Source organism: uncultured Tateyamaria sp., from assembly GCF_947488715.1.
In the GTDB taxonomy this organism is placed as follows: Bacteria; Pseudomonadota; Alphaproteobacteria; order Rhodobacterales; family Rhodobacteraceae; genus Tateyamaria.
Window position 1 is genome coordinate 753,926 of record NZ_CANLAG010000001.1, and the last position, 24,143, is coordinate 778,068.

Here is a 24,143-nt window from a genome sequence, read left to right on the forward strand (position 1 = left end):
TCCTATCCTTTCACCACGGAGAAGGAGAGATAGACTTTGCCGTTCACGGGCCGTGGCAAACCGGGCCGCAGCGCTTCGGGCGCGCCAGTGGCGTTGACCAGTCTGCGGGCGGCGTCACCGTTAAACTGGCCACCCATCACGACCGAGCAACGGTTTTCGATCAGTTTGACCGACAGGTCATGGGTTTGGCTGAAATAGGTGCCGGTTCTGGCGTTCTGGACGAAACCGCCCAGCTGCGCCAGTGCCTGTTCGGTTCGGCGGAAATCGGGCCGGGTTTCAAGGCAGGCGGTGCGTATCACTTCGGCACCAAAGGCGGGTGTAACACTGCGCGCGCCGGGCCCGGCGGCTGCAGACACAGGCACCGCGGCGCGTGTTTCCACAGCCGCGGTATCAGACGCAGTTCCACCGGTTTGGCAGGCCGCGAGGCCCGCAATTGCCATCCATGCCAGAGCCGCGCGCACTGGCTCAGCCTTTGACCGCTTTGACGATCTTTTGCGCGCCGTCCTTGAGGTCGTCGGCAGCAATCACGTCGAGGCCGGAGTTGTTGATGATGTCCTTGCCCTGTTGCACGTTTGTGCCTTCAAGCCGGACAACCAGCGGCACTTGCAGGCCGACCTCTTTGACTGCGGCGACAACGCCTTCGGCGATCACATCACAGCGCATAATGCCGCCAAAGATGTTGACGAGGATGCCTTTGACGTTCTGGTCAGAGGTGATGATCTTGAACGCCTCGGTCACCTTTTCCTTGGTCGCACCACCGCCCACGTCGAGGAAGTTGGCAGGCTCTGCGCCGTAGAGTTTGATGATGTCCATGGTCGCCATGGCGAGGCCCGCGCCGTTCACCATACAGCCGATTTCACCATCCAGCGCGATGTAGTTCAGATCGTACTTCGAGGCGGCGAGTTCCTTGGGGTCTTCCTCGGTCTCGTCGCGCAGCTCGTTGATGTCGGCGTGGCGGTAGATCGCGTTGCCGTCAAACGACACTTTGGCGTCCAGCACCTTGAGGTCACCGCTGTCGGTCACGATCAGCGGGTTGATCTCGAGCATCTCCATGTCTTTTTCGATGAACGCCTTGTAGAGCAGGCCCATCAGGCCGACGCACTGCTTGACCTGCTTGCCTTCCAGACCCAGCGAGAACGCGATGCGACGGCCATGGTAGGCTTGGTAGCCCGTGGCGGGATCGACGCTGAAGCTGAGGATCTTTTCGGGCGTGCTGGCCGCGACTTCCTCGATGTCCATGCCGCCCTCGGTCGAGCAGACAAAGCTGACGCGGCTGGTCTGGCGATCAACCAGCAGGGCGAGGTACAGTTCGGTTTCGATGCCGGAGCCGTCTTCGATGTAGATGCGGTTGACCTGTTTGCCTGCAGGGCCAGTCTGGTGCGTGACCAAGGTGCGGCCCAGCATCTTCTTGGCTTCTTCCGAGGCTTCCTCGACCGACTTGGTCAGGCGCACGCCGCCCTTGTCGCCTGCGTCCGGCTCTTTGAACTTGCCCTTGCCGCGGCCACCGGCGTGGATCTGCGCCTTGACCACCCACATCGGGCCGTCCAGCGCGCCCGCTGCCGTCTTGGCGTCCTCGGCCCGGAGCACGACGCGCCCGTCCGAGACCGGAGCCCCATAACTGCGCAAAAGGGCTTTGGCTTGGTATTCATGGATGTTCATGACAGATCGGTCCCGTATAGATGCATCTGGATTGGCCCTATACGACCATGACTAAACGCGGGGTAAACGGGTAATATGTCGCAGTACGGGTTTTCGGGCCAGAAAAGCGACATTTGTGATCACTGCCCAAAAAAGTGTGATCACAAACGCCATCGCAACAGGGAAAGTGGTTAAAAAGGGAATCAAATGGTGACAGGTCAAGGGGATAGCCACGCACAGGAAACCCACGCCCGCTGGGCTGTGGTGATGACTGTGCGGGAACCTGTGGCCTTGGTCGAGGCGAATGTCCGGTGGCACCTCGCGACTGGTGCGCACGAGGTCTTTGTCTTTCTCGACGACCCGGAGGACAGCGGTGCCGCGCGACTGTCCGAGATCACAGGCTGTCATGTTCAGCTATGTGACGCCGCCTATTGGACGCAACGCAGGCCACAAAAGGGGTGCCCGCCCTCGCAGATGCGGCGACAGACGATCAATGCCAACGTGGCCCAGCGGCGCACGGATGCGGCGTGGCTGTTCCACATCGATGCGGATGAGTTCATCTGGCAGGACGATGATCTTGGCGCGGAGCTGGCGCTGATGACCGATCCGGGGACTGAGTTGAACCTGCCCGTGCTGGAGCGGTTGTTCCCGCAAGAGCCGGCGCCGCATATCTTTGCCGGGGCGTTTCGGGTCACCGGCGATCTGCCCGAGGCGGATGCAGCGCGTGCCTATGCGCCTTTTGAGGGGTTCATGAAACGGGGTCAGTATTCGCACGGCGCAGGCAAAAGCGGTGTGCGTGTTGGTGCGGGCCTGCGCCTTGGCGTACACAACGCGACGGTGCGCCGGGGCGATACATGGCGGCGCGCGCCGAAACAGGTGTCGCGTTCCGCGCGGCTGTTGCATTTTGACGGGCTGACGCCGCTGCATTGGGCGATGAAATTCCTGCGCTACCGGATGACGTCGTCGCAGGTGCAGAGTGCGATCCTGCAACCTCACCGGGCCGCACAGATCGAATGGATGATGGACCGCTGCAACACCATGGCGCAGATCGAGGCGGCTCACCGCACGCTCTTTGCGCTTGATCCTGCGCGTGTGGCGCAATTGTCGGCGTTTGAGTTGTTGGCGGAGGTTCCGTTTGATCTACGGCAGATCATTGGCGTTGACCTGTCGCCCGCTGCCTTTGATGCCGACCTGTTGGTGCGCAATCCGTGGCTGTCGGAGCTGTTGGACGCGGGCTAGGGTGCCGCCTTTTCCACGCTGCGCAGCTTGGACCACTTGGACCAGAGGATCCATGCCAGGGCCACTGTCGGGATTGTCGTGACCAGAAATGGCGCGCCCGTTATAACGTCAATCGCGGCCAGGCTGCCGATGCCAATCCAGATGCGTTTGCGCGTTTTCACGTATTTGCTGCGCATCTCGACCGCCTCGGTGGGCAGGACGGGCTCTGCAATGACGTCCGGAGCGGGTTGATCAACCTTGGGGCCAAGGTTGTCCAGAATGCGGGGGGCGACCAAACCGTCCGCCACAATGGCATAGAGGCCGACTTGATCCAGATGTTTTGGCGTCGCCGGGCCGAGCGGGCGCAATTCGACGCCCGGTATCTTGTCGCGCACGTGGTCGCGCACCTGCTGGCTGACCAGCACGCCGCCGATCTCGGCCATTTCCTGAAGGCGCGCGGCCAGATTGACGCCGTCGCCCAGCAGGTCCTGACCCTCGACGATGACATCGTCCAGATGCACGCCAAGGCGAAAGGGCAGCAGATCGTCGCGGGCATTCAGCGTAGCCTGAATGTTGATCGCGCAGCGGACGGCACCCACCACAGACGGGAATTCGGCAATCAACCCATCCCCGGATGTGTTGGCAATGCGCCCCTGCGCGCTGGCAATCGACGTGTCGATGACATCACGTGCGGCGCGCAGGGCGCGCACAGTGCCTTCTTCGTCGCGGTTCATGCGGCCAGAGTAGTTGGCGGCATCCGCGGCGAGGATGGTTGTCAGCTTGCGTTCGATGGGGCGCGATTGGGGCATGTGAATAGTCTAAACATAAAAAGGGCCGGATGCGACGGCATCCGGCCCAGAAAATGCGCGGCTGTGGCGATTTATGCCAGGCTGTCGTCGATGCCCTTGCAGGCGTCGACCAGACCTTTGACCGCGTTGACCGAATTGTCGAACATGGTTTGCTCGTCTTTGGTCATCTGGATGTCGATCACCTTTTCCACGCCACCGGCACCGATCACGGTGGGCACACCCACGTACATGCCTTTGAGCCCCAGCGCGCCGTCCACATAAGCCGCACAGGGCAGGACGCGTTTCTGGTCCTTGAGGAATGCTTCGGCCATTTCGATAGCTGATGTCGCAGGTGCGTAGAAAGCCGACCCGGTTTTCAGCAGGCCAACGATTTCAGCACCGCCGTCACGGGTACGCTGGACGATGGCGTCCAGTTTTTCCTGGCTGGTCCAGCCCATTTTCACCAGATCGGGCAGCGGGATACCGGCCACGGTGGAGTAGCGTGTCAGCGGCACCATCGTGTCGCCGTGGCCACCCAGCACAAAGGCTGTCACGTCGCGCATCGACACGCCGAACTCTTCGGCGAGGAAGTGGCGGAAACGCGCGCTGTCCAGAACACCGGCCATGCCGCAGACTTTCTCGTGGGGCAGGCCTGAGAACTCGCGCAGCGCCCAGACCATCGCGTCGAGCGGGTTGGTGATGCAGATGACAAAGGCGTTTGGCGCGTGATCGCGGATGCCTTCGCCCACGGATTTCATGACCTTGAGGTTGATGCCCAAGAGGTCGTCGCGGCTCATGCCCGGCTTGCGCGGCACACCGGCTGTGACGATGCAGACGTCGGCACCTGCGATGTCCTCATAGGACTGTGTGCCGCTCATCTTGGCGTCGAACCCTTCGGAGGGGCCGGATTCGGCGATGTCGAGCGCCTTGCCTTCGGGCGTGCCTTCGGAAATGTCGAACAGGACCACGTCGCCCAGCTCCTTGAGGGCTGCGAGGTGGGCAAGGGTGCCGCCGATCTGACCGGCGCCGATCAGGGCAATCTTGGGTCTGGCCATGGGTGAGGTTCTCCGCACTAGGGGTTTAACTTGGCGCGGTGGGTAGCGTGCCACGGCCCGTCGTGCAAGTGTGCTGCGCTGCGGCGCGGCCCAATGTGATCGCTGGTGGGTCGTGGGGCCATGGGCTAATAGTCACGGAACGCGGCATTTTTTCGAGGGCACGCCCATGCTGGAGCTGGATTTCTGGTTTTTCGCCATCGCGGCCCCGGCGGTTGTTTTCGCAGGGATTTCCAAGGCTGGATTCGGGTCAGGGGCGTCCTTTGCGTCGGCGTCGATTCTGGCGCTTGTGCTGGATCCGGGGCTGGCGCTTGGGGTGATCCTGCCGCTTTTGATGTTGATGGATGTGTCGGCGCTGAAACCCTATTGGGGCAAATGGGATTGGGTTGTGTCGGGGCGCATGATCCTCGGCGCGTTGCCCGGTGTGGCGCTGGGGGCGTTGTTGTTTGTGCGCACGGATGCGGATGTGTTTCGCGTTTTGATCGGTGCCATTTCGATTGCCTTTGTCATTTGGCAGGTCGGGCGGGCACGGGGATGGATCCGTCTGGCACAAGCGGCTTTGCCAGCGTGGGTCGGGGTGCTGACGGGCGCGGTTGCCGGTTTCACCAGTTTCGTCAGCCATGCGGGTGGCCCGCCTGCCGCCGTGTACCTGTTGTCGTTGAACCCGACAAAGACCGGGTATCAGGCCAACACGGTTCTGATCTTTACCGCGATCAATGTGTTCAAATTTGTGCCTTACGCCTTTTTGGGCATGTTCACCCTACATACGTTCACGGCCAATCTGGCGCTGGCGCCATTTGCATTGCTGGGCGCGTGGATGGGGGTGCGGGCGCACCATCTGGTGCCGGAACGCGCGTTTTTTGCGCTGACCTACGTGTTGTTGCTGCTGACCGGGACCAAACTGATTTGGGACGGTCTGACCTGATCCAGCAGACAGACGCAACAAAGGCGGACCGATTGGCCCGCCTTTTGCATTTTGCGTGAGTGGTGCGATGCCTCAGGCGTCGTTGCCTTGAGCAGGCAGCACTTCGGCCAATTCCTCGAAGGCCTGGCCGCTGGCGACCAGACAGGTCATGCCGTTGGGGGTGGTCACCGTAATGGTCCACGTGCCGCTGTCGTCAGAGGCAAACACCTCGATCACCGCGTTGTTGGCACCGAGGCCCATGGATTGGCGCGTCTCGCCATACCCTTCGGCCAACCGGTTCACGACCAGTTCACGCGGCCCGCAATTGCGGTTTTGCTGTGCCTGTGCTGCACTGGTCATCACCGCGCAGGTCGCGGCCAGAGCGCCCATCATCTTCAGTTTCGAAATCCGTTTCATCACGTTCAGCCCTTCACAAGGATGAAGGCGTCACCTCTGGTCATCTGGCCCTGCCGGGTGTCCGGCGATGACCGGGCAGCCCCGGTTCATGTCAGATCCGATCCTTCTTTCCGTAAACTGTTCAGCGGCCCGGCTGAAACGGCCCTCCCAGAAAGAGCGGAGTGACCACAGCCTGCGCCTCGTGGCTGAATTAATGGTTAACGCCCCGTACGGTGATGTTTTCAATTTGATTCGACGCAGTGTTGTGGACAGTCGTGCACATTTTTGCTGCGCTGCGGCACAATGGGTCTTGAACTATCTGGTAAAAAATGCCCCTTTCCGCGCAACTTTCTAACTCGACAGGAAAAATCCATGCCTGATGCGCGCCCGCTTCGTTCCGTCCTTTATATTCCCGGATCACGACCTCGGGCACTGGAGAAGGCGCGTGGCCTGCCGGTTGATGCCATCATCTTTGACCTCGAAGACGCGGTTGCCGCCGATGAAAAAGTCGCGGCACGGGCCACACTTGCTGCCGCCTTGGCCGAGGGGGGCTATGGCGCACGGATGAAGATCGTTCGCATCAATGGCCTCGATACGCCGTGGGGCGCAGAGGATGCGCAGGCGGTGCGGGACATGGGGGTGGATGCGGTGCTGTTGCCCAAAGTGTCGGCACCTGCGGACCTTGACGCGCTTGCGGCGCTGACGGGCGACGTGCCTCTGTGGGCGATGATGGAGACGCCGCTGGGCATGCTCAATGCGCCCCAGATTGCGACGCACAGGCTTTTGCAGGGCATGGTGATGGGCACAAATGACCTAGCCAAAGAGCTGCAAACCCGGTTCCGGCCCGACCGCGAGCCATTGCTGACGGGTCTTGGACTTTGCCTGTTGGCGGCCAAGGCGCATGGCTGTGCTATTATTGACGGCGTTTACAATGCGTTCAAGGACACGGCGGGGCTTGAGATCGAATGCACGCAGGGCCGGGATATGGGGTTTGATGGCAAGACACTGATCCATCCGGCGCAGATCGACATCGCGAACACGGCCTTTTCCCCATCTGAGGACGAGATTGATCTGGCCCGCCGCCAGATCGCCGCCTTTGAAGAGGTTGAGGCGTCCGGGCAGGGCGTTGCAGTCGTCGATGGACGAATTGTCGAAAACCTGCACATCGTGACCGCACGGGAGACCTTGGCCAAAGCCGGGGCGATTGCGTCCATGATGGAGGGATAACATATGTATTGGATCATTTTGCTGCTCGGCGTGGCGTTGTGGTGGGCGGCGCATCTGTTCAAGCGGGTTGCCCCGGCGCGTCGCGCGGCTCTGGGTGATCCGGGCAAGGGTGCGATGGCCGGGGTTCTGGTCGTGTCCATTGTCCTGATGGTGATTGGTTATCGCGGGACGGATTTCATCCCCGTGTGGCAGCCACCGACTTTTATGGTGCACATCAACAATCTGGCGATGCTCATCGCCATCTACATGCTGTCGCCAGCACCCAAGCGGGGCAAGTTGCTGGCCGGGATGCGGCATCCGATGCTCACAGGCTTTGGCATTTGGGCGGTGGCGCACCTGGCGGTGAACGGGGATCTGGCATCGGTTCTGATGTTCGGCGGGCTGTTGGTCTGGGCCGTGCTGACGGGGCGGATCATCAACGCGGCCGAGCCCGCGTGGCAGGCGCGCAGCGGCGGATCCTTGGCCAAGGACGGGATGTTCCTGGTTGGATCGGTTGTGCTGCTTGGCGTGATCGGCATGGTTCACAATTGGCTGGGTGTCTGGCCGTTTCCGGGGTAAACACATGAAACTATATCGTTTTCTGTCCGAAGAGGACACGTCCGCCTTTTGTCACAAGGTGACTGAGGCGTTGAACAAGGGGTGGGTGCTGCATGGCAGCCCCACGCAGACCTGGGACCATGCGGCAGGCGTCATGCGCTGTGGGCAAGCGGTGACCAAGGACGCGCCCGGTGACTATCATCCAGACATCAAGTTGGGGCAGCAATGATGGCCAAGACCAACGCGGGCCGCTTTTTCGAAGATTACGCCGTGGGCGATGTCTTGACCCATGCTGTGCCGCGCACGGTGTCGGATGGGGAACGGGCGCTTTATCATGCGCTCTATCCTGCGCGGCATGCGCTGTATTCATCCGATGGCTTTGCGCAGGCCTGTGGGCTGGCTGCGTCACCGATGGACGACATGATTGCGTTTCACATGGTCTTTGGGAAAACGGTGCCGGATGTGTCGCTGAACGCGGTGGCGAACCTGGGATATGCCGAAGGCCGCTGGCACGCGCCGGTCTGGCCGGGTGACACGCTGACGTCATCCTCGGAAGTGATCGGGGTCAAACAGAATTCCAACGGCAAGACCGGGGTGATCTGGGTGCGCACAACCGGGCGCAACCAGCGCGGTGAAACGGTGCTGGACTATGTGCGTTGGGTGATGGTGCGCAAACGTGATGCGGATGCGCCCGCGCCTGAAACGGTTGTGCCGGAACTGGCGGCCTCGGTGTCGGCGGACAGTCTGGTTGTGCCGGAGGGCCTGGATTTTTCGGGATATGATTTTGATCTGGCGGGCGAGCCGCACCGGTGGGATGACTACGCCATTGGAGAACAGATTGACCACGTGGACGGTGTTACCGTGGAAGAGGCCGAGCACATGCTGGCCACGCGCCTGTGGCAGAACACGGCCAAGGTGCATTTTGACACGTCGGCACGTCCGGATGGGACGCGGTTGATCTATGGTGGGCACGTGATTTCGATGGCGCGGGCGCTGTCGTTCAATGGGTTGGCCAATGCTCAGATGGTTGTGGGGTTGAATGCCGGTGCCCATGCCAACCCGTGCCTTGCGGGCGACACGGTGCGGGCGTGGTCCGAGGTTCTGGACAAGGCCGAGACATCGGCACCGGGTGTGGGCGCGATCCGTCTGCGGCTGGTTGCGACCAAGGGTGGTGCGCCGTTTGGGTTGCGCGGTGAGGATGGGAAATACCTGCCTGAGGTCTTGCTTGATCTCGACTACTGGGCCTTGATGCCGATGTAGGGATGCCGGGGTGACGCGCGTCTGGCGACGACGCCCCACCCGCCATCCCGCAAGTCACGAGGAGGCACGCAATGCGATTTGGTCTGGCTTTTGTTCTGTTCCCCTTTGCCGCGGCTGCGGACGAGGCGCAGGATGCGTTTGTGGAGGCCAATCTGCTTGGCATTTTCTATCACGAGCTTGGTCACGCGTTGATCGACGTTCTGGGACTGCCTGTGTTCGGTCAGGAAGAAGACGCAGCCGATGTCGCCTCGATCCTGATGATCGACGCGTTCTATGACGAAGAGGCGGCGCAGGACCTGGCCTATGACGCGTCGTTCGGGTTCCTGGCAGAAGCGGATGCGGCGGGCGATGTTGCCTATTGGGACGTGCATGGCCCGGACGAGCAGCGGTTTTACAACACCGTGTGCCTGTTTTACGGCGGCAACCCGGATGCGCGTGATGATTTTGCCAGCGATATGGGGCTGCCGGAGGACCGGGCCGAGACATGTGCGGAAGAGTATGAGCAGGCGTTGGACAGTTGGGGCGCAGCCTTTGACGAGATTTCCGGGGCTGGAGAAAGCCTTGCGTTTGTCGATGGGGATGCACCCAGCCTGACGTCGGACGTGATTGCGGCGGAGGTTGCTGCGCTGAATGCGGATTTCCTGTTGCCCGAGGCCGTGACCGTGCGCGTTGAACCCTGTGGCGAAGCGAATGCGTTTTATGACCCGCAGGATGTGGCGATCATCATGTGCACGGAGTTCGAGGGCCATTTGCGCCACCTGTACGACAACTTGCAGTAGGCGTTGCGTCGGTTCCGCAAATCGGCTCTTGTTGAGCCTATGAGAACTTTCTTCCGTGCCGCCGCCCTCGCCTTTTTGCCCTTGCCCGCACTTGCCGCTCCTGTGTGCGACATGCGAGGTGCCGAGCCTCTGGAGGTGTTCGAGACCGCCAAGGCCGCGTTTCTCAAAGGGGATTTCAAGAGCTTTGCTCAAGTGACAACGACGTTGGTCAAGGGTGGGCCTGCTGCGTTCGGGGAAGCTGTCGGATCGCTCGAGGGGTTATTCCCCAACGGGTTTGAATCCTGTCAGACGGTGGTGCAACGGATCGACGTGGGTGGCATGGTTCAGGAGATCTCGACCTTCAACATCAAGGGTTTGAAGGGGCCGATGTCGGTGTACTTGTTGGCGCTGCCGACCCGCGGATCGCTCGAGATCTCTTATGTCACGTTTGACACCACGATGAGCAAGGTTCTGAACGAACTGCGATAATGTGATGTGCGGTCAGTGTCGTGCATGCGCTAGGCTGCGACCATGTTGAGATGGGTTGCCCTTTTGCTGTGTCTGTCCACGCCTGCGCGGGCGTGTGATCTGGCGCTATTGCTGGCCGTGGACGTGTCGGGGTCGGTGGACCGGGATGAATACCGTATTCAGATGGATGGCCTGGCGCTTGCGTTGCGGGACGGGATCGTTGCGGATGCGTTGATCGAACAGCAGGCGCAGGTCGCTCTGGTGCAGTGGACTGGCGCGTCCCGTCAGCGCCAGACCGTGCCGTGGACGCAGATTGCGACCTACGCGGATGTTCTGGCGTTCGCTGACCGGGTCGCAGAGGATCCGCGCGTTTGGCGCAATTACTCCACCGCAATTGGCGAGGCACTGGTGGTGTCGCGCGCAGCACTGGACCAGATGGCGCATTGCACCCGACGCGTGATCGATGTGTCAGGCGACGGCGTCTCAAACGAAGGGATCGAGCCCGCCACGCAGCGCGAGGCGATGGTGCAGGCGGGCATCACCGTCAATGCGCTTGCAATCGAGACGGACGCCACGGACCTGACCGGCTATTTCTACGAAAACCTGATCACGGGGCCGGGCGCCTTTGTCGCGACGGCGCGTGGATTCGAGGACTACCCGGAGCAGATCAAACGCAAGTTGCAGCGGGAAACGACCCGTCAGGTCACCGAGTTGCGGCCCTAGAGGGTCACTTGTGATCACACAGATTTCGCATGTGATCACGCAACTGCAGAATACCGCCAATGCGCCAAAAAACCGCGCCACTTGTGATCGCAGAGCACGTGACTCATGCGCAAAAACCGCTATCAAGAGGTCAGGGAACAAAAAGGACGCATTATGGCCGACGTCAATCGGGGCAATCGCCCGCTCTCGCCGCACTTGCAAATCTACCGTCCGCAGTGGACGTCTATCTCGTCGATCATGGTGCGGATCACCGGCATCGGCTGTTTGATCGCATCGGTGCTGGTCGTGTGGTGGCTGCTTGCAGCGGCGACGTCCGAGGCGGCGTTCAGTGCAATTGACGGGTTCTTGCGCAGCATTCTGGGCACGCTGATCCTGGTCGCGGCGATGTGGGGCATCTTTTACCACATGCTTGGCCGGTTGCGGCACGTGCTCTGGGATTTTGGTTATCTGGTCAAGGTGCCGGTGTCCGAAGACATGGCCAAAGGCATGTTCATCGGCGCGACGCTGTTGACCATTTTTGTTCTGGTCGTGGCGTAAGGAGGGGCTGACATGCGTTTTTTGACAGATCGTAAACGTGCCGCTGGCCTTGGGTCCGGTCGGCAGGGGACACACCACCACTGGCAGATGATGGTCAGCTCGATCCTCTTGGTGCCGCTGGTGCCGATCCTGGTGATCCTGTTCGCTGCCGCGCTGGGCGGTGATCATGCCGAAGTTCTGGCGTTCTTTGGTCGTCCCATTCCGGCCATTCTGATGGCGCTGTCGCTGGTGGTCGTGATCCAACACCTGATGCGCGAGGCGCACGCCGCGATCGAAGATTATGTCCACGGTGCAGCGGGCAAGCTGACGCTGATTGCCACAACGGCTTTCGCCTACACGATGATTGCCGCAGGGCTGTTTGCAATTGCGCGCATCGCGCTCTGAAACTTTCCGGGTGGCGACGCCCGAACCGATAGGAGGCCGACATGGCTGCATATGATTACGAGACGCATGAGTATGACGTCGTGGTCGTTGGCGCGGGTGGCGCTGGACTGCGGGCGACACTGGGCATGGCCGAACAGGGCCTGCGCACCGCTTGCGTGACCAAGGTGTTCCCGACCCGCTCGCACACTGTGGCCGCACAGGGTGGCATCGCGGCGTCGTTGTCCAACATGGGCCCCGACAACTGGCAGTGGCACATGTATGACACGGTCAAGGGCTCGGACTGGCTGGGCGACACTGATGCGATGGAATACCTCGCCCGCGAAGCGCCCAAGGCGGTTTACGAGCTGGAGCATTACGGCGTGCCGTTCTCGCGCACCGAAGAGGGCAAGATTTACCAGCGCCCCTTTGGCGGCCACACCACCGAATTTGGCGAAGGCCCGCCAGTGCAGCGGACTTGCGCCGCCGCCGACCGGACCGGTCACGCGATCCTGCACACGCTTTATGGGCAATCGCTCAAGAACAACGCCGAGTTCTACATCGAATACTTTGCCATCGACCTGATCATGTCCGAAGACGGGGTGTGTCAGGGTGTGCTGTGCTGGAAGCTGGATGACGGCACCATGCACCTGTTCAGCGCCAAGATGGTTGTGCTGGCGACGGGCGGCTATGGCCGTGCGTATTTCTCGGCCACGTCTGCGCACACCTGCACCGGCGACGGTGGCGGCATGACGGCACGGGCTGGCCTGCCCCTGCAAGACATGGAGTTCGTGCAGTTCCACCCCACCGGCATCTACGGTGCCGGCTGCCTCATCACCGAAGGGGCGCGGGGCGAGGGCGGTTACCTCACCAATTCCGAAGGCGAGCGGTTCATGGAACGCTATGCGCCGACCTACAAGGACCTGGCGTCGCGCGACGTTGTTTCGCGCTGCATGACGATGGAAATCCGCGAAGGACGTGGCGTTGGCGAGCAGGGGGATCACATCCACTTGCACCTCAACCACCTGCCCAAGGAAACTCTGGACCTGCGCCTGCCCGGTATCTCGGAAAGCGCGCGCATCTTTGCGGGCGTTGACCTGACCAAAGAGCCGATCCCGGTGCTGCCCACCGTGCACTATAACATGGGCGGCATCCCCACGAACTACTGGGGCGAAGTGCTGGCACCGACCAAGGACAACCCCGACAACGTATCGCCCGGTCTAATGGCCGTGGGCGAGGCGGGCTGTGCCTCGGTGCACGGGGCCAACCGACTGGGCTCGAACTCGCTGATCGACCTCGTGGTGTTTGGCCGTGCGGCTGCGATCCGTGCCAAAGAAGTTGTGGATGCGGACGCGCCTGCGCCGACGCCAAACCAGCGCTCGGTCGAGGCGGCGTTCAGCCGCTTTGACGGGCTGCGCTACGCCAAAGGCCACGTGCCGACGGCGGAACTGCGCCTCGAGATGCAGAAAACGATGCAGGCCGACGCTGCCGTGTTCCGCACCGACAAGACGCTGGCCGAGGGCGAGGAAAAGATGAAGGACGTCGCCGCCAAGCAGAGCGATCTGCAGGTGACCGATACGTCGCTGGTCTGGAACTCTGACCTGATGGAGACGCTGGAGCTGACCAACCTGATGCCCAACGCGGTCGCCACGATCACGGCCGCAGCGGCGCGCAAGGAAAGCCGGGGCGCGCATGCGCACGAGGACTATCCCGACCGCGACGACGAGAACTGGCGCAAGCACAGCCTTGTCTGGTTCCAGGGCAACGAAGCCTCGCTTGGCTTCCGCGGTGTGCACCTGCAACCGCTCACCAGCCACAATGACGGCGGCATCGATCTGAAAAAGATCGCGCCCAAGGCACGGGTATACTAAGCGTCCATGGCTCAGGCGGCGCAGGTCACAGAGGTTCCGGCATTCGCGCCTGCGCGGGTGCTGCGGGTCTATGGCATGCGCCGGTCTGGCAATCACGCGCTGATCGACTGGCTGATGCGCAATGCGCCGGGCGGGTCGGGCCTGTTCCTGAACAATTGCAAACCGGGGCGCGATCCGGTGTCCACGACGCGCGGGGCGTCTGTTTACGAGGGCGGTCAGGTGGTCGACCTGCAAGGGCGCAAACCCAAGCTGCGCGCGGCGGGGGAGACACCGTTTACGCTGGTGTCCTACGAAGATGCGATGCCGCCGCGCGAGCGTGCGCCGCTGTATGATGCGCCCGAGACCTGCGTCATCATCTACCGCAGTTTCCTGCACTGGTCGGCGTCCCTGCTGCGCAAGATACAGGGCAACACGGGCTATGGTCCGCTGGAGCGGATGCGGATCATGATGATGGCAATGCGCACCTATGGCGAGATGCTGGACCGGGTGCAGGAGGACGACGTCGTCCCGCTTTATTACGACGCGTGGATGCAGGACGACGCCTACCGCGCCACCGCACTGGACAGTCTGGACCTGCCGGGCCGTGATCTGGGGCTGGGGGCGGTGCAACGCTATGGCGGCGGGTCGTCCTTTCAGGGCAAGGCCGCGACAGTGGCCGATCTGGCGACAACGTCGCGCAGTGACCAAATGGCTGACGATCTCGAATATCAACTCTTCCTATGGACCACCGCCCGTGATCTGGGGTTCATGCAGCGGTTGGCGGACGTGTTCCCGGCCGATGCCGAACGCCTGTCGGGCTTGCTCGACACCGCGCAGGCACAGGTGCGCCTGCCATGATCCGCGCGTTTGCCCTTGTGTCACTTCTCGCCGTCAGCGCCTGTGATCAGGCCAGTCAGGCCGCCGACCAACTGGCGCGGCAGTCCGCCAAATCAGCCGTGACCGAAACGCTTGCCACCCGCTTTCCCGCCGTGCCGAAACAGGCGATTACGCCCTTCACCGACTGCGTGATCGACAATTCCTCGGCCCGCGAAATCACCGAATTTGCGAAGGCCGCCGTGATCGGCGTCACCGACGCCACCGCCACCCAAGTGCGCACCGTTCTGGGGCGTGCCGAAACTCAACAGTGCATTTTCCGGGCTGGGCTTGACGCCCTGACCGCGTGAAAGGAGAACCGATATGGTCCAACTGACGCTTCCCAAGAACTCCCGCATGCAGACGGGCAAGACATGGCCCAAGCCCGAAGGCGCCACAAACGTGCGCAAGTTCCAGATCTATCGCTGGAACCCGGATGACGGCAAAAACCCGCAGGTTGATACCTATTTCGTGGATATGGACACGTGCGGGCCGATGATCCTGGACGCGCTTATCAAGATCAAGAACGAGATCGACCCGACGCTGACCTTCCGTCGGTCGTGCCGCGAGGGGATTTGCGGATCCTGCGCGATGAACATCGACGGGATCAACACACTGGCCTGTATCTATGGCATGGACGAGGTGAAGGGCGACGTCAAAATCTATCCCCTGCCGCACATGCCGGTGGTCAAGGACCTGATCCCCGATCTGACGCATTTCTACGCCCAGCACGCCAGCATCATGCCGTGGCTCGAGACGAAAACGAACCGCCCCGCCAAGGAATGGCGCCAGTCCATCGAAGATCGCAAGAAGCTCGACGGCCTCTATGAATGTGTGATGTGCGCGTCCTGCTCAACCTCGTGCCCCAGCTACTGGTGGAACGGCGACCGCTACCTTGGACCAGCCGCCCTGCTGCATGCCTACCGCTGGATCATCGACAGCCGCGATGAGGCGACGGGCGAGCGTCTGGATGACCTTGAGGATCCGTTCAAGCTTTATCGTTGCCACACGATCATGAACTGCGCCAAGACTTGCCCCAAGGGCCTGAATCCGGCAGAGGCGATTGCCAACATCAAAAAGATGATGGTCGAACGCACGGTCTGAACCGTCTTGCACCCCGCGCGGCTGGGCGGCAGAGTGACGCCAACCGCGTAGAGGACAGATGATGGCCGACATTGAATTTCTTTGCCCGCCAGCATTGGCGGGCAAGATACCCGAACCTGCCCCTGCGGCAAAATTCTTGCCCGACTGGTTTCGCAACCTCGAACGCGAAATGGGCATGAAAGACGCCCATGGTCTGCCGGGCCTGACGGTGCGGGCCTGCTTGCCCGTTGCGGATGTGATGGCGCAGGGTTGGATCATTCCCACGCCTTACGACATCTGGACGCAACCCGATCCTGCGACTGGTGCGATCCAGTTTCAATGGGCCAGCGATGCCGCGTTTCAACCGATCGACATGCACCATCCGGGTCAGTTGGGCGCGCCCAACCCACCCTTTGAAAACGCGATGCCGCTCAAGCTGATGAACCCGTGGCGGGTCAAGGTGCCGCCGGGCTGGTCGGCCACCTTTCTGCACCCGGTCAACCATTTTGAACTGCCGTTCATGGCCTTTGGCGGCACTGTGGATTGCGATGCGCTGGACGTGCCGGTGAATGTGCCGTTCTTCTGGACCGGACAGACCCCCGGCATACGTTTGTCCGCAGGCAGCCCCATGGTTCAGGTCATCCCCTTTGAACGCGCTGCGCAGGCCCGCGCGGGAACAGCCCGCGCGGAAACCGCGCAAGAGGCCGAGGACCGCGCCACCAATCTGAACCGCAAGCACACCGAAGAGTCCGTTTATGCCCGCGAATGGCGTCGACGGCACGAACGCGGCTGACTGCGCACCATACGCGATAGGAAATCCCATGCCCCAGCCCCCTGACGCCGATGCGCGCCGCGCTGTTGCCCCGGTCATCTGCTACCCGCCCGAAACCGGCCCGCAACCTGACCTTGACCTCTATGCGGCCGCGCGAAAGGGGGCCAAGAAAACCGGCGAGGTGATTGTAGCCCCGCGCGACGCGGCCTGTTTCGATGTGCCTGCGGGGCACTTTTTCCGCATCACGTCGGTCGAGGGGCCGCAGGTTGGTGACTTCAACCTGTGGAATGCGGCCGACCTGTCAGAGCGTTTCTATTCGGGCAAGACCCGCGCCTTGCACGGTAGCCACGTGAACACCGGCGACCGGTTGTGGAGCACGTTTCCGACCCTGCGCCCCATGGCGACCATCGTGGCCGATACGCTGGATTGGTACGGCTTTGATGCCTTTGGTGGTGGTGTCCACGATGTGATCGGCACCCGCTGTGACCCCTATACGGGCAACCTGCTTCAGGGGGGGCACTACCACTATTGCTGCCATTCCAACCTGACCCGCGCACTTGCGGATCATACCGGCATGACGCTGCACGAGGCCGAGCCTCATGTGCATGACGTGATGAACGTGTTCATGTGTACGGGGTTCACCCGCGACACCGGTCAGTACTTTATGAAGGCCAGCCCCGTGCGTCCCGGCGACTACATCGAGTTCTTTGCCGAGATCGACGTCATTGGCGGCCTCAGCGCCTGTCCGGGCGGTGATTGCGGGGCGGAACACACATCAGACGTGGCACCGTGCCATCCGCTCAAGGTCGAGATATTCGCCCCGGCGGATGGTGCACTGGACGGCTGGCAAAGCCCGCCGCCCAACGGTTACGACCGGTCCCACGGACGTTAGGCTGCGAACGCGGCTTCCAATGCGATTTCCACCATGTCGCCAAAGGTGCGTTCCCGGTCTTCCGAGGGCAGCGCCTCACCGGTTTGCAGGTGGTCACTGACAGTCAGAACCGCCAGCGCCCGGCGTCCAAAGCGTGCGGCAAGCGTGTAGAGTTCGGCGGCTTCCATCTCGACACCCAGAATGCCGTGGCGCACCATCTGCTCGTCCAGATCGGGCCGTTCTGCATAAAAGACGTCGGACGAATAGATGCCGCCCACATGGGTCTTGGTCCCCTTGCCATTGGCTGCCGTCACCGCAGCGGCCAACAGACCGTAGTCAGCGCAGGGGGCAAAGTTGATCTCTTTGAAAAACCCGGAGGAGGGCGAGGTGATAGTGCTGGCGGTCATGGCAATGATGACATCGCGGATGCCTACATGGGCCTGCATCCCGCCACATGATCCGATGCGGATCAGCGTCTGAGCGTTGTAGTCGCGGATCAGCTCATTGGCGTAGATCGACAGTGACGGCATGCCCATACCTGATCCCTGGATGGTGACGCGGTGACCTTTCCACGTGCCGGTAAAGCCCAGCATGCCACGCACTTCGTTGACCAGTTCGGCGTCGTCCAAAAATGTCTCAGCCGCCCACCGTGCGCGGTAGGGGTCGCCGGGCATGAGCACGGTTTCAGCAATTTGTCCGGGTTTGGCACCGATATGTACGGTCATGCGTAAGGCTCCGATCTGATACGAGTCGGGCCACGGTACGCAAAAGTATCATGGGATACGAGGGGCGTTGCGCCCCCCGTATGACCAAAAATCAGATCAGCATATCGTCGCTGTTTTTGCCGGCGTCGATGGCCGACTTGAACCAGTTGGGCTGGCGCCCTTTGCCGGTCCACGTTTGTGTGGGATTGTCGGGGTTCATGAATTTCGGTTCTGCCGAACCCGTTTTTCCGCCCGCGCGCGGTGCTTTTTTGCCCGTCAATTCATCCAGAGAAAAGCCGAACTCTGCCGCCGCTTTTTGTGCCGCTTCCAGCGCGTCTTTCTTTTCTTTCTTACGCAGCTCAACGATTGCCTTGTCGATGTCTATGCGCAGGTCTTCCAATTCCGCCCGCGTCATTTGATCGAGTTTGATAGCCATTTCTGGTCTCCAAATACTGTCCTTGTCGTGCAGGGTATTTTGCAATTCGTCTCAAAAATCAATCACACGGATGAACTCATTTGTGTCAACGGCGACACTTTGCCCGCGTGCCGGGATTTCTTCGACTGACGGTGGAAAACGTGACCCAAGGTAAATGTCGGTGCTACGCTGAATTCGACAAAACAGCGGCAAATTCAGAGAATCAGTGAAATCCGAATCGCCGCATACCCTTATTCGGCAGCGACCGGGGTAGGGTCGGCGAGGGTCACGATATCGGCCATGATCGTGTTCAATTCAAAGTCCTTAGGGGTGTACACCCGCGACACACCCATGGCACGCAAACGGTCGGCATCGTCATCCGGTATGATACCACCCACGATCACCGGCACATGCCCCAGGCCTGCGGACTGCATCCGGTGCATCAGGTCCTCGACCAGCGGGATGTGGCTGCCGGACAGGATCGACAAGCCGACAACATGCGCGCCATCTTCGCTTGCCGCGCGCACGATTTCCTCAGGCGTCAGGCGAATGCCTTCATAGGCGATGTCCATCCCGCAATCCCGTGCGCGCACGGCAATCTGTTCTGCACCGTTCGAATGTCCATCAAGACCCGGTTTCCCAACCAGAAATTTCAATCGACGCCCCAACCGGTCGCTGACCGCATCGACGGCGTCGCGCAATGTGTCCAACCCTTCGGTCATGTTCGACTGTCCTGCCGCAACGCCGGTCGGGCCCCGGTATTCGCCATGCACGGCACGCATCTGTGCGGCCCACTCGCCCGTGGTGACGCCCGCTTTGGCACAGGCGATAGAGGCGGGCATGACATTGCGCCCCGCACTGGCCGCTGCACGCAGATCAGCAAGGGCCGCGGCAACGGCCTCTGCGTCCCGTTCGACACGCCAGGCGGACAGACGGTTGATCTGTTCCTGTTCGACCGCAGGGTCCACGACCATGATCCCGCCATCCCCGGTCATAAGCGGAGACGGCTCTCCGGCCTGGTATTTGTTTACGCCGACCACAACTGTTTCGCCGCGTTCAATGCGGCCCAGCCGGTCTGCATTGGATTGCACCAATTGCGCTTTCATATAATCAATGGCAGCAATCGCGCCGCCCATGGCATCCAGATTCCCCAATTCGTGGCGCGCGCCGTCCTTGAGCGCATCGACTTTGGCGTCCACCGCCGGATTGCCATCAAACAGATCGTCAAATTCCAACAGATCGGTTTCATAGGCCATGATCTGCTGCATCCGCATGGACCATTGCTGATCCCAAGGGCGCGGCAAACCCAATGCTTCGTTCCACGCGGGCAATTGCACCGCACGGGCGCGGGCCTTTTTCGAAAGGGTCACCGCCAGCATTTCAATCAGAATACGGTAGACATTGTTTTCTGGCTGTTGCTCGGTCAGACCAAGTGAATTGACCTGAACCCCATAGCGGAAACGCCGGTATTTGGGGTCCGTCACGCCATAGCGCGTTTCGCAAATCTCGTCCCACAGATCGACAAAGGCGCGCATCTTGCACATCTCGGTCACGAAACGGATGCCCGCATTCACAAAGAACGAAATACGCCCAACCACGGCCGGGAAATCCGCTGGATCAATGCGCGGCTTCAGCGCGTCCAACACCGCCGTTGCCGTTGCCAGTGCAAAGGCCAGTTCCTGTTCCGGCGTCGCTCCGGCCTCTTGCAGGTGATAGGAACACACGTTCATCGGGTTCCATTTCGGGACATTGGTATAGCAGTACTCGGCCACATCCGCGATCATCCGCAGCGACGGCTCGGGCGGACAGATATAGGTGCCGCGGCTCAGGTATTCCTTGATCAGGTCGTTCTGCACCGTGCCCTGCAGCTTGGACACGTCCGCGCCCTGTTCTTCGGCCACAGCGATATAGAGCGACAACAACCAAGGCGCCGTGGCGTTGATCGTCATGGATGTGTTCATCTGTTCCAGGGGAATGTCGCCAAACAGGGTGCGCATATCACCCAGATGCGACACAGGCACACCAACCTTGCCCACTTCGCCCCGTGCCAGCACATGGTCGCTGTCGTATCCGGTCTGTGTCGGCAGATCGAAAGCCACGGACAACCCGGTTTGCCCCTTGGCCAGGTTCGACCGGTATAGCGCATTGGACGCCGCAGCGGTCGAGTGGCCCGCATAGGTGCGGATCAGCCAGGGGCGGTCTTTTTGTGCGGGGTCTGACATGGCGGCCTCCATCAAGTGATGTGAATCACGTGAGTAACAAAATTACGTTTTGCCTGAGGTATAGGTAATTATGTGCCGCTGTCAATTCGCCGCATCGCGGCATTTTCTGCGCTGCGGCCAAACGGCGACAAGAAACATGGCCCATCCCAGAATGCCGACGGAATGCGCCGACAGCGACACCTGCCCGGTAAAGGTCAAAAAGCTGAGGACGACATCGGGCGGTGGCAGGTCGCCAATCACGCTTTGGGCGGGCAGGTCGTCAAAAATCATGCGATAGTAGGTGTAGTACCCTTGGGGTGACGCCCAGATAAAGCAAATGAACAGGACCGCCCATATCGGCACACGGATGACTATGGGGCGGTGTCGTGTCATCACCCAAGTCATTCCCAGCGCCAGTGCAGCAAATAGTATCGAGACCCCGAACAGGCCAATCTGGCCCCAGACGGTAAGAGTGAAAAATGAATCCGCTTCGTACATGGGACACAGTTTGCGGGAAGGGGATGCGCGATACCAGCCCTGTTGACCCTTTACCCAGCCACATCCGGCTGTAAGGGTTCGCGCGATGATGACAACCGTTCAACTTCCACTTTGGCTGTTCGTGCTGATCGTGCTGTTTGCGGCGGTCACCTTTGCCTCACACTTTCTGTTCCCGTCTGTGCGCTGGTTCTTTCGGCGGCGGTTGGAGCGGGCGGTGGCGCGGCTAAACACACGGCTGACCCGCCCGATTGAGCCGTTCAAACTGGCCCGCCGTCACGACATGATCCAGCGGCTGATCTATGACCCGGAGGTGACGCAAGCGATTGTCGACCACGCCGAGGCAAATGACGTTCCCGAAAACGTGGCCTTTGAAAAGGCCCGGCGATACGCGCGGGAAATCGTGCCCAGCTTTTCCGCTTTTGCCTATTTCAGCTTTGGCGCGCGGGTGTCGCGGTGGTTGGCCACGGCGCTCTATGATGTGCGGACGGGTCTCAACAACGACCAACAGGTCCAAAGCGTGACGCCCGACGCCACCGTCATCTTTGTGATGAACCACCGCAGCAACATGGACTATGTGCTTGTGACCTACCTGGCGGCGCGGTCCTCTGCGCTCAGCTATGCGGTGGGCGAATGGGCACGGGTCTGGCCGCTTTCGCACCTCATCAAATCCATGGGCGCGTACTTTATCCGGCGGCGCTCGCGGGGGCAGCTCTATCGCAAGGTTCTGTCGCGCTATGTGCAGATGGCAACCGAGGCGGGCGTGACCCAGGCCATCTTTCCCGAAGGTGGGCTGAGTGTGAACGGGCGGTTGATGCCGCTCAAGATGGGGTTGCTGTCCTATGTGGTGGACGGGTTCGACGCGGGCAAACGCGACGTTGTGTTTGTACCTGTCGCGATCAATTACGACCGCGTGCTCGAAGACCGGGTGCTGATCGCCGCCGACCAACGCGGTGACCGACGGTTTGGTGCGCGCATCACCGTTGTCATGGCTGAAATCCTGCGCCTCTTCTGGCAATGGATCACGCGCCGGTATCGCAAGTTCGGCATCGCGTCGGTGGTGTTTGGCCCGCCTGTGTCATTGTCCGCCTTGGGGCAGGATCACGACCTGCGCGCGCTGGCCCGTACCTTGCGCGACAGCATCCAAGAGGTGATGCCGGTGCTGTTTGTGCCACTGCTGTCGCGCGTGTTCCTGAACGCAGAGGGCCCAATGACGCCCGCCGAGGTCGAAGCTGCCGCACGGTCCGCATTGCCTGCCTCGCGTGGCACACGGCCCGCCGTGGTCGATGAGAGCTTTGCCGCCGGAGTGACCCGCGCACTGGGCGATATGCAACGCCGGGGCATGATCACACAGTCCGACACAGGCTGGCGCCGGGTCGACGCGGAAAAGGCGTTGTTCCGGTTCTATGCCAATTCCATCAACGGTCTGTATGACGGTCCAACGGCCCCTCAGAATGCTGCGACCGCAAAGTCATAAAATTACAAAAACAGCGCAACAGATGTTGCAATGTTGCGTGACACCCCATATTCAGCCCTGACACACCGCGATTCTGCGCTGCGGCGCAAATTGTACTACGATTCACGGCACGGAGGCTGACATGGCACTCGACACTGCATCAGACACAGGCATCGCGTCCTACGACGCACCTGAAAAAGACCTCTATGAAATGGGTGAAATGCCCCCCATGGGCTATGTCCCGAAACAAATGTATGCGTGGGCGATCCGGCGCGAGCGTCACGGCACGCCCGACACGGCGATGCAGCTCGAGGTGGTCGATGTGCCGACCCTCGACAGCCACGAAGTGCTGGTTTTGGTCATGGCCGCTGGCGTGAACTACAACGGTGTCTGGGCCAGCCTTGGTCAGCCGATCAGCCCCTTTGACGGGCATGGCAAGCCGTTCCACATCGCGGGCTCTGATGCGTCCGGCATCGTGTGGGCCGTGGGTGACAAGGTCAAACGCTGGAAAGTTGGCGACGAGGTGGTGATCCACTGCAACCAGGATGACGGTGACGACGAACACTGCAACGGGGGCGACCCGATGTATTCGTCCAGCCAGCGCATCTGGGGCTACGAGACACCCGATGGGTCGTTCGCACAGTTCACCAACGTGCAGGCCCAGCAGCTGATGCCGCGCCCCAAGCACCTGACTTGGGAAGAAAGCGCATGCTACACGCTGACCCTCGCCACGGCCTACCGGATGCTGTTCGGCCACGAACCCCACGACCTGAAACCCGGCCAGAACGTGCTGGTGTGGGGTGCCTCGGGCGGTCTGGGCTCCTATGCGATCCAGTTGATCAACACCGCCGGTGCCAACGCCATTGGCGTGATCAGCGACGAAAGCAAACGTGATTTCGTCATGGATCTGGGCGCCAAGGGCGTGATCAACCGCAAGGACTTCAATTGCTGGGGCCAACTGCCCACGGTGAACACCCCTGAATACGCGGAGTGGTTCAAAGAGGCGCGCAAGTTCGGCAAGGCGATCTGGGACATCACCGGCAAAGGCAACAACGTCGACATGGTGTTCGAACACCCCGGCGAAAGCACGTTCCCGGTGTCGACCTTCGTTTGCAAAAAGGGCGGCATGGTCGTGATCTGTGCGGGCACCACCGGCTACAACCTGACCTTTGACGTGCGCTACATGTGGATGCACCAAAAGCGTCTGCAAGGCAGCCACTTTGCCCACCTCAAGCAGGCCTCCGCCGCCAACCACCTGATGGTGGAGCGTCGCCTCGATCCCTGCATGTCCGAAGTGTTCGCCTGGGACGACCTGCGCGAGGCGCACATGAAGATGATGCGCAACGAGCACAAGCCCGGCAACATGTCCGTTCTGGTGCAAGCGCCCAAGACCGGGCTGCGCACTCTTGAGGACGCGCTGGAGGCGCGCCGTTAAGAACTACACGCTCTGGATGTATCCCAAGCGCCCGCGAATCACCCTTGGTTGTCGCGGGCGCTTTTGCGTTTTGAGGCACCTTCAACAGGAACAAAGGGTTAAAAATCGTACCCTCACCATTT

The 24,143-nt window shown here is 61.1% G+C and carries 28 protein-coding genes; 19 read left to right on the plus strand and 9 right to left on the minus strand.

Going from position 1 to position 24,143, the window contains the following annotated elements:
* Positions 1–2: 2 nt before the first annotated feature.
* Positions 3–461 carry a hypothetical protein gene (locus tag Q0936_RS03795; protein ID WP_299377879.1) on the minus strand — a complete coding sequence of 153 codons (459 nt, stop codon included), beginning with the start codon at positions 459–461 and terminating at the stop codon, positions 3–5.
* 4 nt (positions 462–465) lie between these two features.
* The gene (gene sucC, locus Q0936_RS03800; RefSeq protein ID WP_299138109.1) at positions 466–1,659 is read right to left on the minus strand and encodes an ADP-forming succinate--CoA ligase subunit beta; all 1,194 of its coding nucleotides are present in this window, start codon (positions 1,657–1,659) and stop codon (positions 466–468) included.
* 186 nt (positions 1,660–1,845) lie between these two features.
* On the opposite strand from sucC, the gene Q0936_RS03805 reads away from it, so the two are divergent.
* A complete protein-coding gene (locus Q0936_RS03805; protein WP_299294586.1) occupies positions 1,846–2,877 on the plus strand; it encodes a glycosyltransferase family 2 protein in 1,032 nt (343 codons plus the stop codon).
* Here Q0936_RS03805 and Q0936_RS03810 read toward each other — a convergent pair.
* Positions 2,874–3,665: a hypothetical protein gene (locus Q0936_RS03810; RefSeq protein WP_299138103.1), complete on the minus strand. Its 792-nt coding sequence runs from the start codon at positions 3,663–3,665 to the stop codon at positions 2,874–2,876. The two genes, Q0936_RS03805 and Q0936_RS03810, sit on opposite strands and share 4 nt — an antisense overlap.
* Before the next feature lie 71 nt (positions 3,666–3,736).
* Complete coding sequence (mdh, locus tag Q0936_RS03815; protein WP_299138101.1) at positions 3,737–4,699, minus strand: malate dehydrogenase; 963 nt, start codon at positions 4,697–4,699, stop codon at positions 3,737–3,739.
* Positions 4,700–4,865: 166 nt separating this feature from the next.
* Between mdh and Q0936_RS03820 the strand changes: the two genes are divergently transcribed.
* Positions 4,866–5,621 carry a sulfite exporter TauE/SafE family protein gene (locus Q0936_RS03820; RefSeq protein WP_299294588.1) on the plus strand — a complete coding sequence of 252 codons (756 nt, stop codon included), beginning with the start codon at positions 4,866–4,868 and terminating at the stop codon, positions 5,619–5,621.
* 72 nt (positions 5,622–5,693) lie between these two features.
* Here Q0936_RS03820 and Q0936_RS03825 read toward each other — a convergent pair whose 3' ends face one another.
* Positions 5,694–6,017 carry a hypothetical protein gene (locus Q0936_RS03825; RefSeq protein WP_299138096.1) on the minus strand — a complete coding sequence of 108 codons (324 nt, stop codon included), beginning with the start codon at positions 6,015–6,017 and terminating at the stop codon, positions 5,694–5,696.
* A gap of 351 nt (positions 6,018–6,368) precedes the next feature.
* Between Q0936_RS03825 and Q0936_RS03830 the strand changes: the two genes are divergently transcribed.
* The 15 genes from Q0936_RS03830 to Q0936_RS03900 all read left to right on the plus strand — a co-directional run bounded on the left by Q0936_RS03830 (position 6,369) and on the right by Q0936_RS03900 (position 17,336).
* Positions 6,369–7,223, plus strand: coding sequence for a CoA ester lyase (locus tag Q0936_RS03830; RefSeq protein WP_299294590.1), 855 nt, complete (start codon positions 6,369–6,371; stop codon positions 7,221–7,223).
* 3 nt (positions 7,224–7,226) lie between these two features.
* Positions 7,227–7,781, plus strand: a complete 555-nt coding sequence (locus Q0936_RS03835) for an NnrU family protein (protein WP_299294592.1) — start codon at positions 7,227–7,229, stop codon at positions 7,779–7,781.
* A 4-nt stretch (positions 7,782–7,785) separates the two neighbouring features.
* Positions 7,786–7,989: a DUF1737 domain-containing protein gene (locus tag Q0936_RS03840; RefSeq protein ID WP_299294594.1), complete on the plus strand. Its 204-nt coding sequence runs from the start codon at positions 7,786–7,788 to the stop codon at positions 7,987–7,989.
* On the plus strand, positions 7,989–9,020 hold the full coding sequence (locus Q0936_RS03845; protein WP_299294657.1) for a MaoC family dehydratase: 1,032 nt from the start codon (positions 7,989–7,991) through the stop codon (positions 9,018–9,020). Before Q0936_RS03840 ends, Q0936_RS03845 begins: the two co-directional genes overlap by 1 nt.
* A gap of 71 nt (positions 9,021–9,091) precedes the next feature.
* Positions 9,092–9,799 carry a DUF4344 domain-containing metallopeptidase gene (locus tag Q0936_RS03850; RefSeq protein WP_299294596.1) on the plus strand — a complete coding sequence of 236 codons (708 nt, stop codon included), beginning with the start codon at positions 9,092–9,094 and terminating at the stop codon, positions 9,797–9,799.
* Between the two features lie 39 nt (positions 9,800–9,838).
* Positions 9,839–10,267, plus strand: coding sequence for a hypothetical protein (locus Q0936_RS03855; protein WP_299294598.1), 429 nt, complete (start codon positions 9,839–9,841; stop codon positions 10,265–10,267).
* Positions 10,268–10,309: 42 nt separating this feature from the next.
* Positions 10,310–10,969, plus strand: coding sequence for a DUF1194 domain-containing protein (locus tag Q0936_RS03860; RefSeq protein ID WP_299294600.1), 660 nt, complete (start codon positions 10,310–10,312; stop codon positions 10,967–10,969).
* A 153-nt stretch (positions 10,970–11,122) separates the two neighbouring features.
* Complete coding sequence (gene sdhC / locus Q0936_RS03865; RefSeq protein WP_299294602.1) at positions 11,123–11,506, plus strand: succinate dehydrogenase, cytochrome b556 subunit; 384 nt, start codon at positions 11,123–11,125, stop codon at positions 11,504–11,506.
* A gap of 12 nt (positions 11,507–11,518) precedes the next feature.
* Positions 11,519–11,890: a succinate dehydrogenase, hydrophobic membrane anchor protein gene (gene sdhD, locus Q0936_RS03870; protein WP_299138075.1), complete on the plus strand. Its 372-nt coding sequence runs from the start codon at positions 11,519–11,521 to the stop codon at positions 11,888–11,890.
* Positions 11,891–11,931: 41 nt separating this feature from the next.
* Positions 11,932–13,737, plus strand: a complete 1,806-nt coding sequence (sdhA, locus tag Q0936_RS03875; RefSeq protein ID WP_299294604.1) for a succinate dehydrogenase flavoprotein subunit — start codon at positions 11,932–11,934, stop codon at positions 13,735–13,737.
* Between the two features lie 6 nt (positions 13,738–13,743).
* Positions 13,744–14,574 (plus strand): hypothetical protein, encoded by an 831-nt coding sequence (locus Q0936_RS03880; RefSeq protein WP_299294606.1) that lies wholly within the window; start codon positions 13,744–13,746, stop codon positions 14,572–14,574.
* Complete coding sequence (locus Q0936_RS03885; RefSeq protein ID WP_299294608.1) at positions 14,571–14,900, plus strand: hypothetical protein; 330 nt, start codon at positions 14,571–14,573, stop codon at positions 14,898–14,900. Before Q0936_RS03880 ends, Q0936_RS03885 begins: the two co-directional genes overlap by 4 nt.
* Positions 14,901–14,913: 13 nt before the next feature.
* Positions 14,914–15,693, plus strand: coding sequence for a succinate dehydrogenase iron-sulfur subunit (locus Q0936_RS03890; protein ID WP_299138068.1), 780 nt, complete (start codon positions 14,914–14,916; stop codon positions 15,691–15,693).
* Positions 15,694–15,751: 58 nt separating this feature from the next.
* Positions 15,752–16,465, plus strand: coding sequence for a hypothetical protein (locus Q0936_RS03895; protein WP_299377882.1), 714 nt, complete (start codon positions 15,752–15,754; stop codon positions 16,463–16,465).
* Positions 16,466–16,493: 28 nt separating this feature from the next.
* Positions 16,494–17,336, plus strand: coding sequence for a DUF1989 domain-containing protein (locus tag Q0936_RS03900; RefSeq protein WP_299294610.1), 843 nt, complete (start codon positions 16,494–16,496; stop codon positions 17,334–17,336).
* Here the strand turns inward: Q0936_RS03900 and deoD are convergent.
* The 4 genes from deoD to Q0936_RS03920 all read right to left on the minus strand — a co-directional run bounded on the left by deoD (position 17,333) and on the right by Q0936_RS03920 (position 21,028).
* Entirely contained in the window at positions 17,333–18,040 is a 708-nt protein-coding gene (deoD, locus tag Q0936_RS03905) for a purine-nucleoside phosphorylase (protein WP_299294611.1), read from the minus strand. The genes Q0936_RS03900 and deoD overlap by 4 nt on opposite strands.
* A 91-nt stretch (positions 18,041–18,131) precedes the next feature.
* The gene (locus Q0936_RS03910) at positions 18,132–18,500 is read right to left on the minus strand and encodes an H-NS histone family protein (RefSeq protein ID WP_299138060.1); all 369 of its coding nucleotides are present in this window, start codon (positions 18,498–18,500) and stop codon (positions 18,132–18,134) included.
* Positions 18,501–18,685: 185 nt separating this feature from the next.
* Positions 18,686–20,656: a protein meaA gene (locus Q0936_RS03915; protein WP_299294612.1), complete on the minus strand. Its 1,971-nt coding sequence runs from the start codon at positions 20,654–20,656 to the stop codon at positions 18,686–18,688.
* A gap of 81 nt (positions 20,657–20,737) precedes the next feature.
* On the minus strand, positions 20,738–21,028 hold the full coding sequence (locus Q0936_RS03920; RefSeq protein ID WP_299294614.1) for a hypothetical protein: 291 nt from the start codon (positions 21,026–21,028) through the stop codon (positions 20,738–20,740).
* 190 nt (positions 21,029–21,218) lie between these two features.
* Here Q0936_RS03920 and Q0936_RS03925 point away from each other — a divergent pair, with 190 nt between their 5' ends.
* Together Q0936_RS03925 and ccrA are read left to right on the plus strand one after the other, a co-directional pair.
* Positions 21,219–22,607 carry a 1-acyl-sn-glycerol-3-phosphate acyltransferase gene (locus tag Q0936_RS03925; RefSeq protein WP_299294616.1) on the plus strand — a complete coding sequence of 463 codons (1,389 nt, stop codon included), beginning with the start codon at positions 21,219–21,221 and terminating at the stop codon, positions 22,605–22,607.
* A gap of 121 nt (positions 22,608–22,728) precedes the next feature.
* A complete protein-coding gene (gene ccrA, locus Q0936_RS03930; protein WP_299294618.1) occupies positions 22,729–24,021 on the plus strand; it encodes a crotonyl-CoA carboxylase/reductase in 1,293 nt (430 codons plus the stop codon).
* The last annotated feature ends 122 nt before the right edge of the window (positions 24,022–24,143 follow it).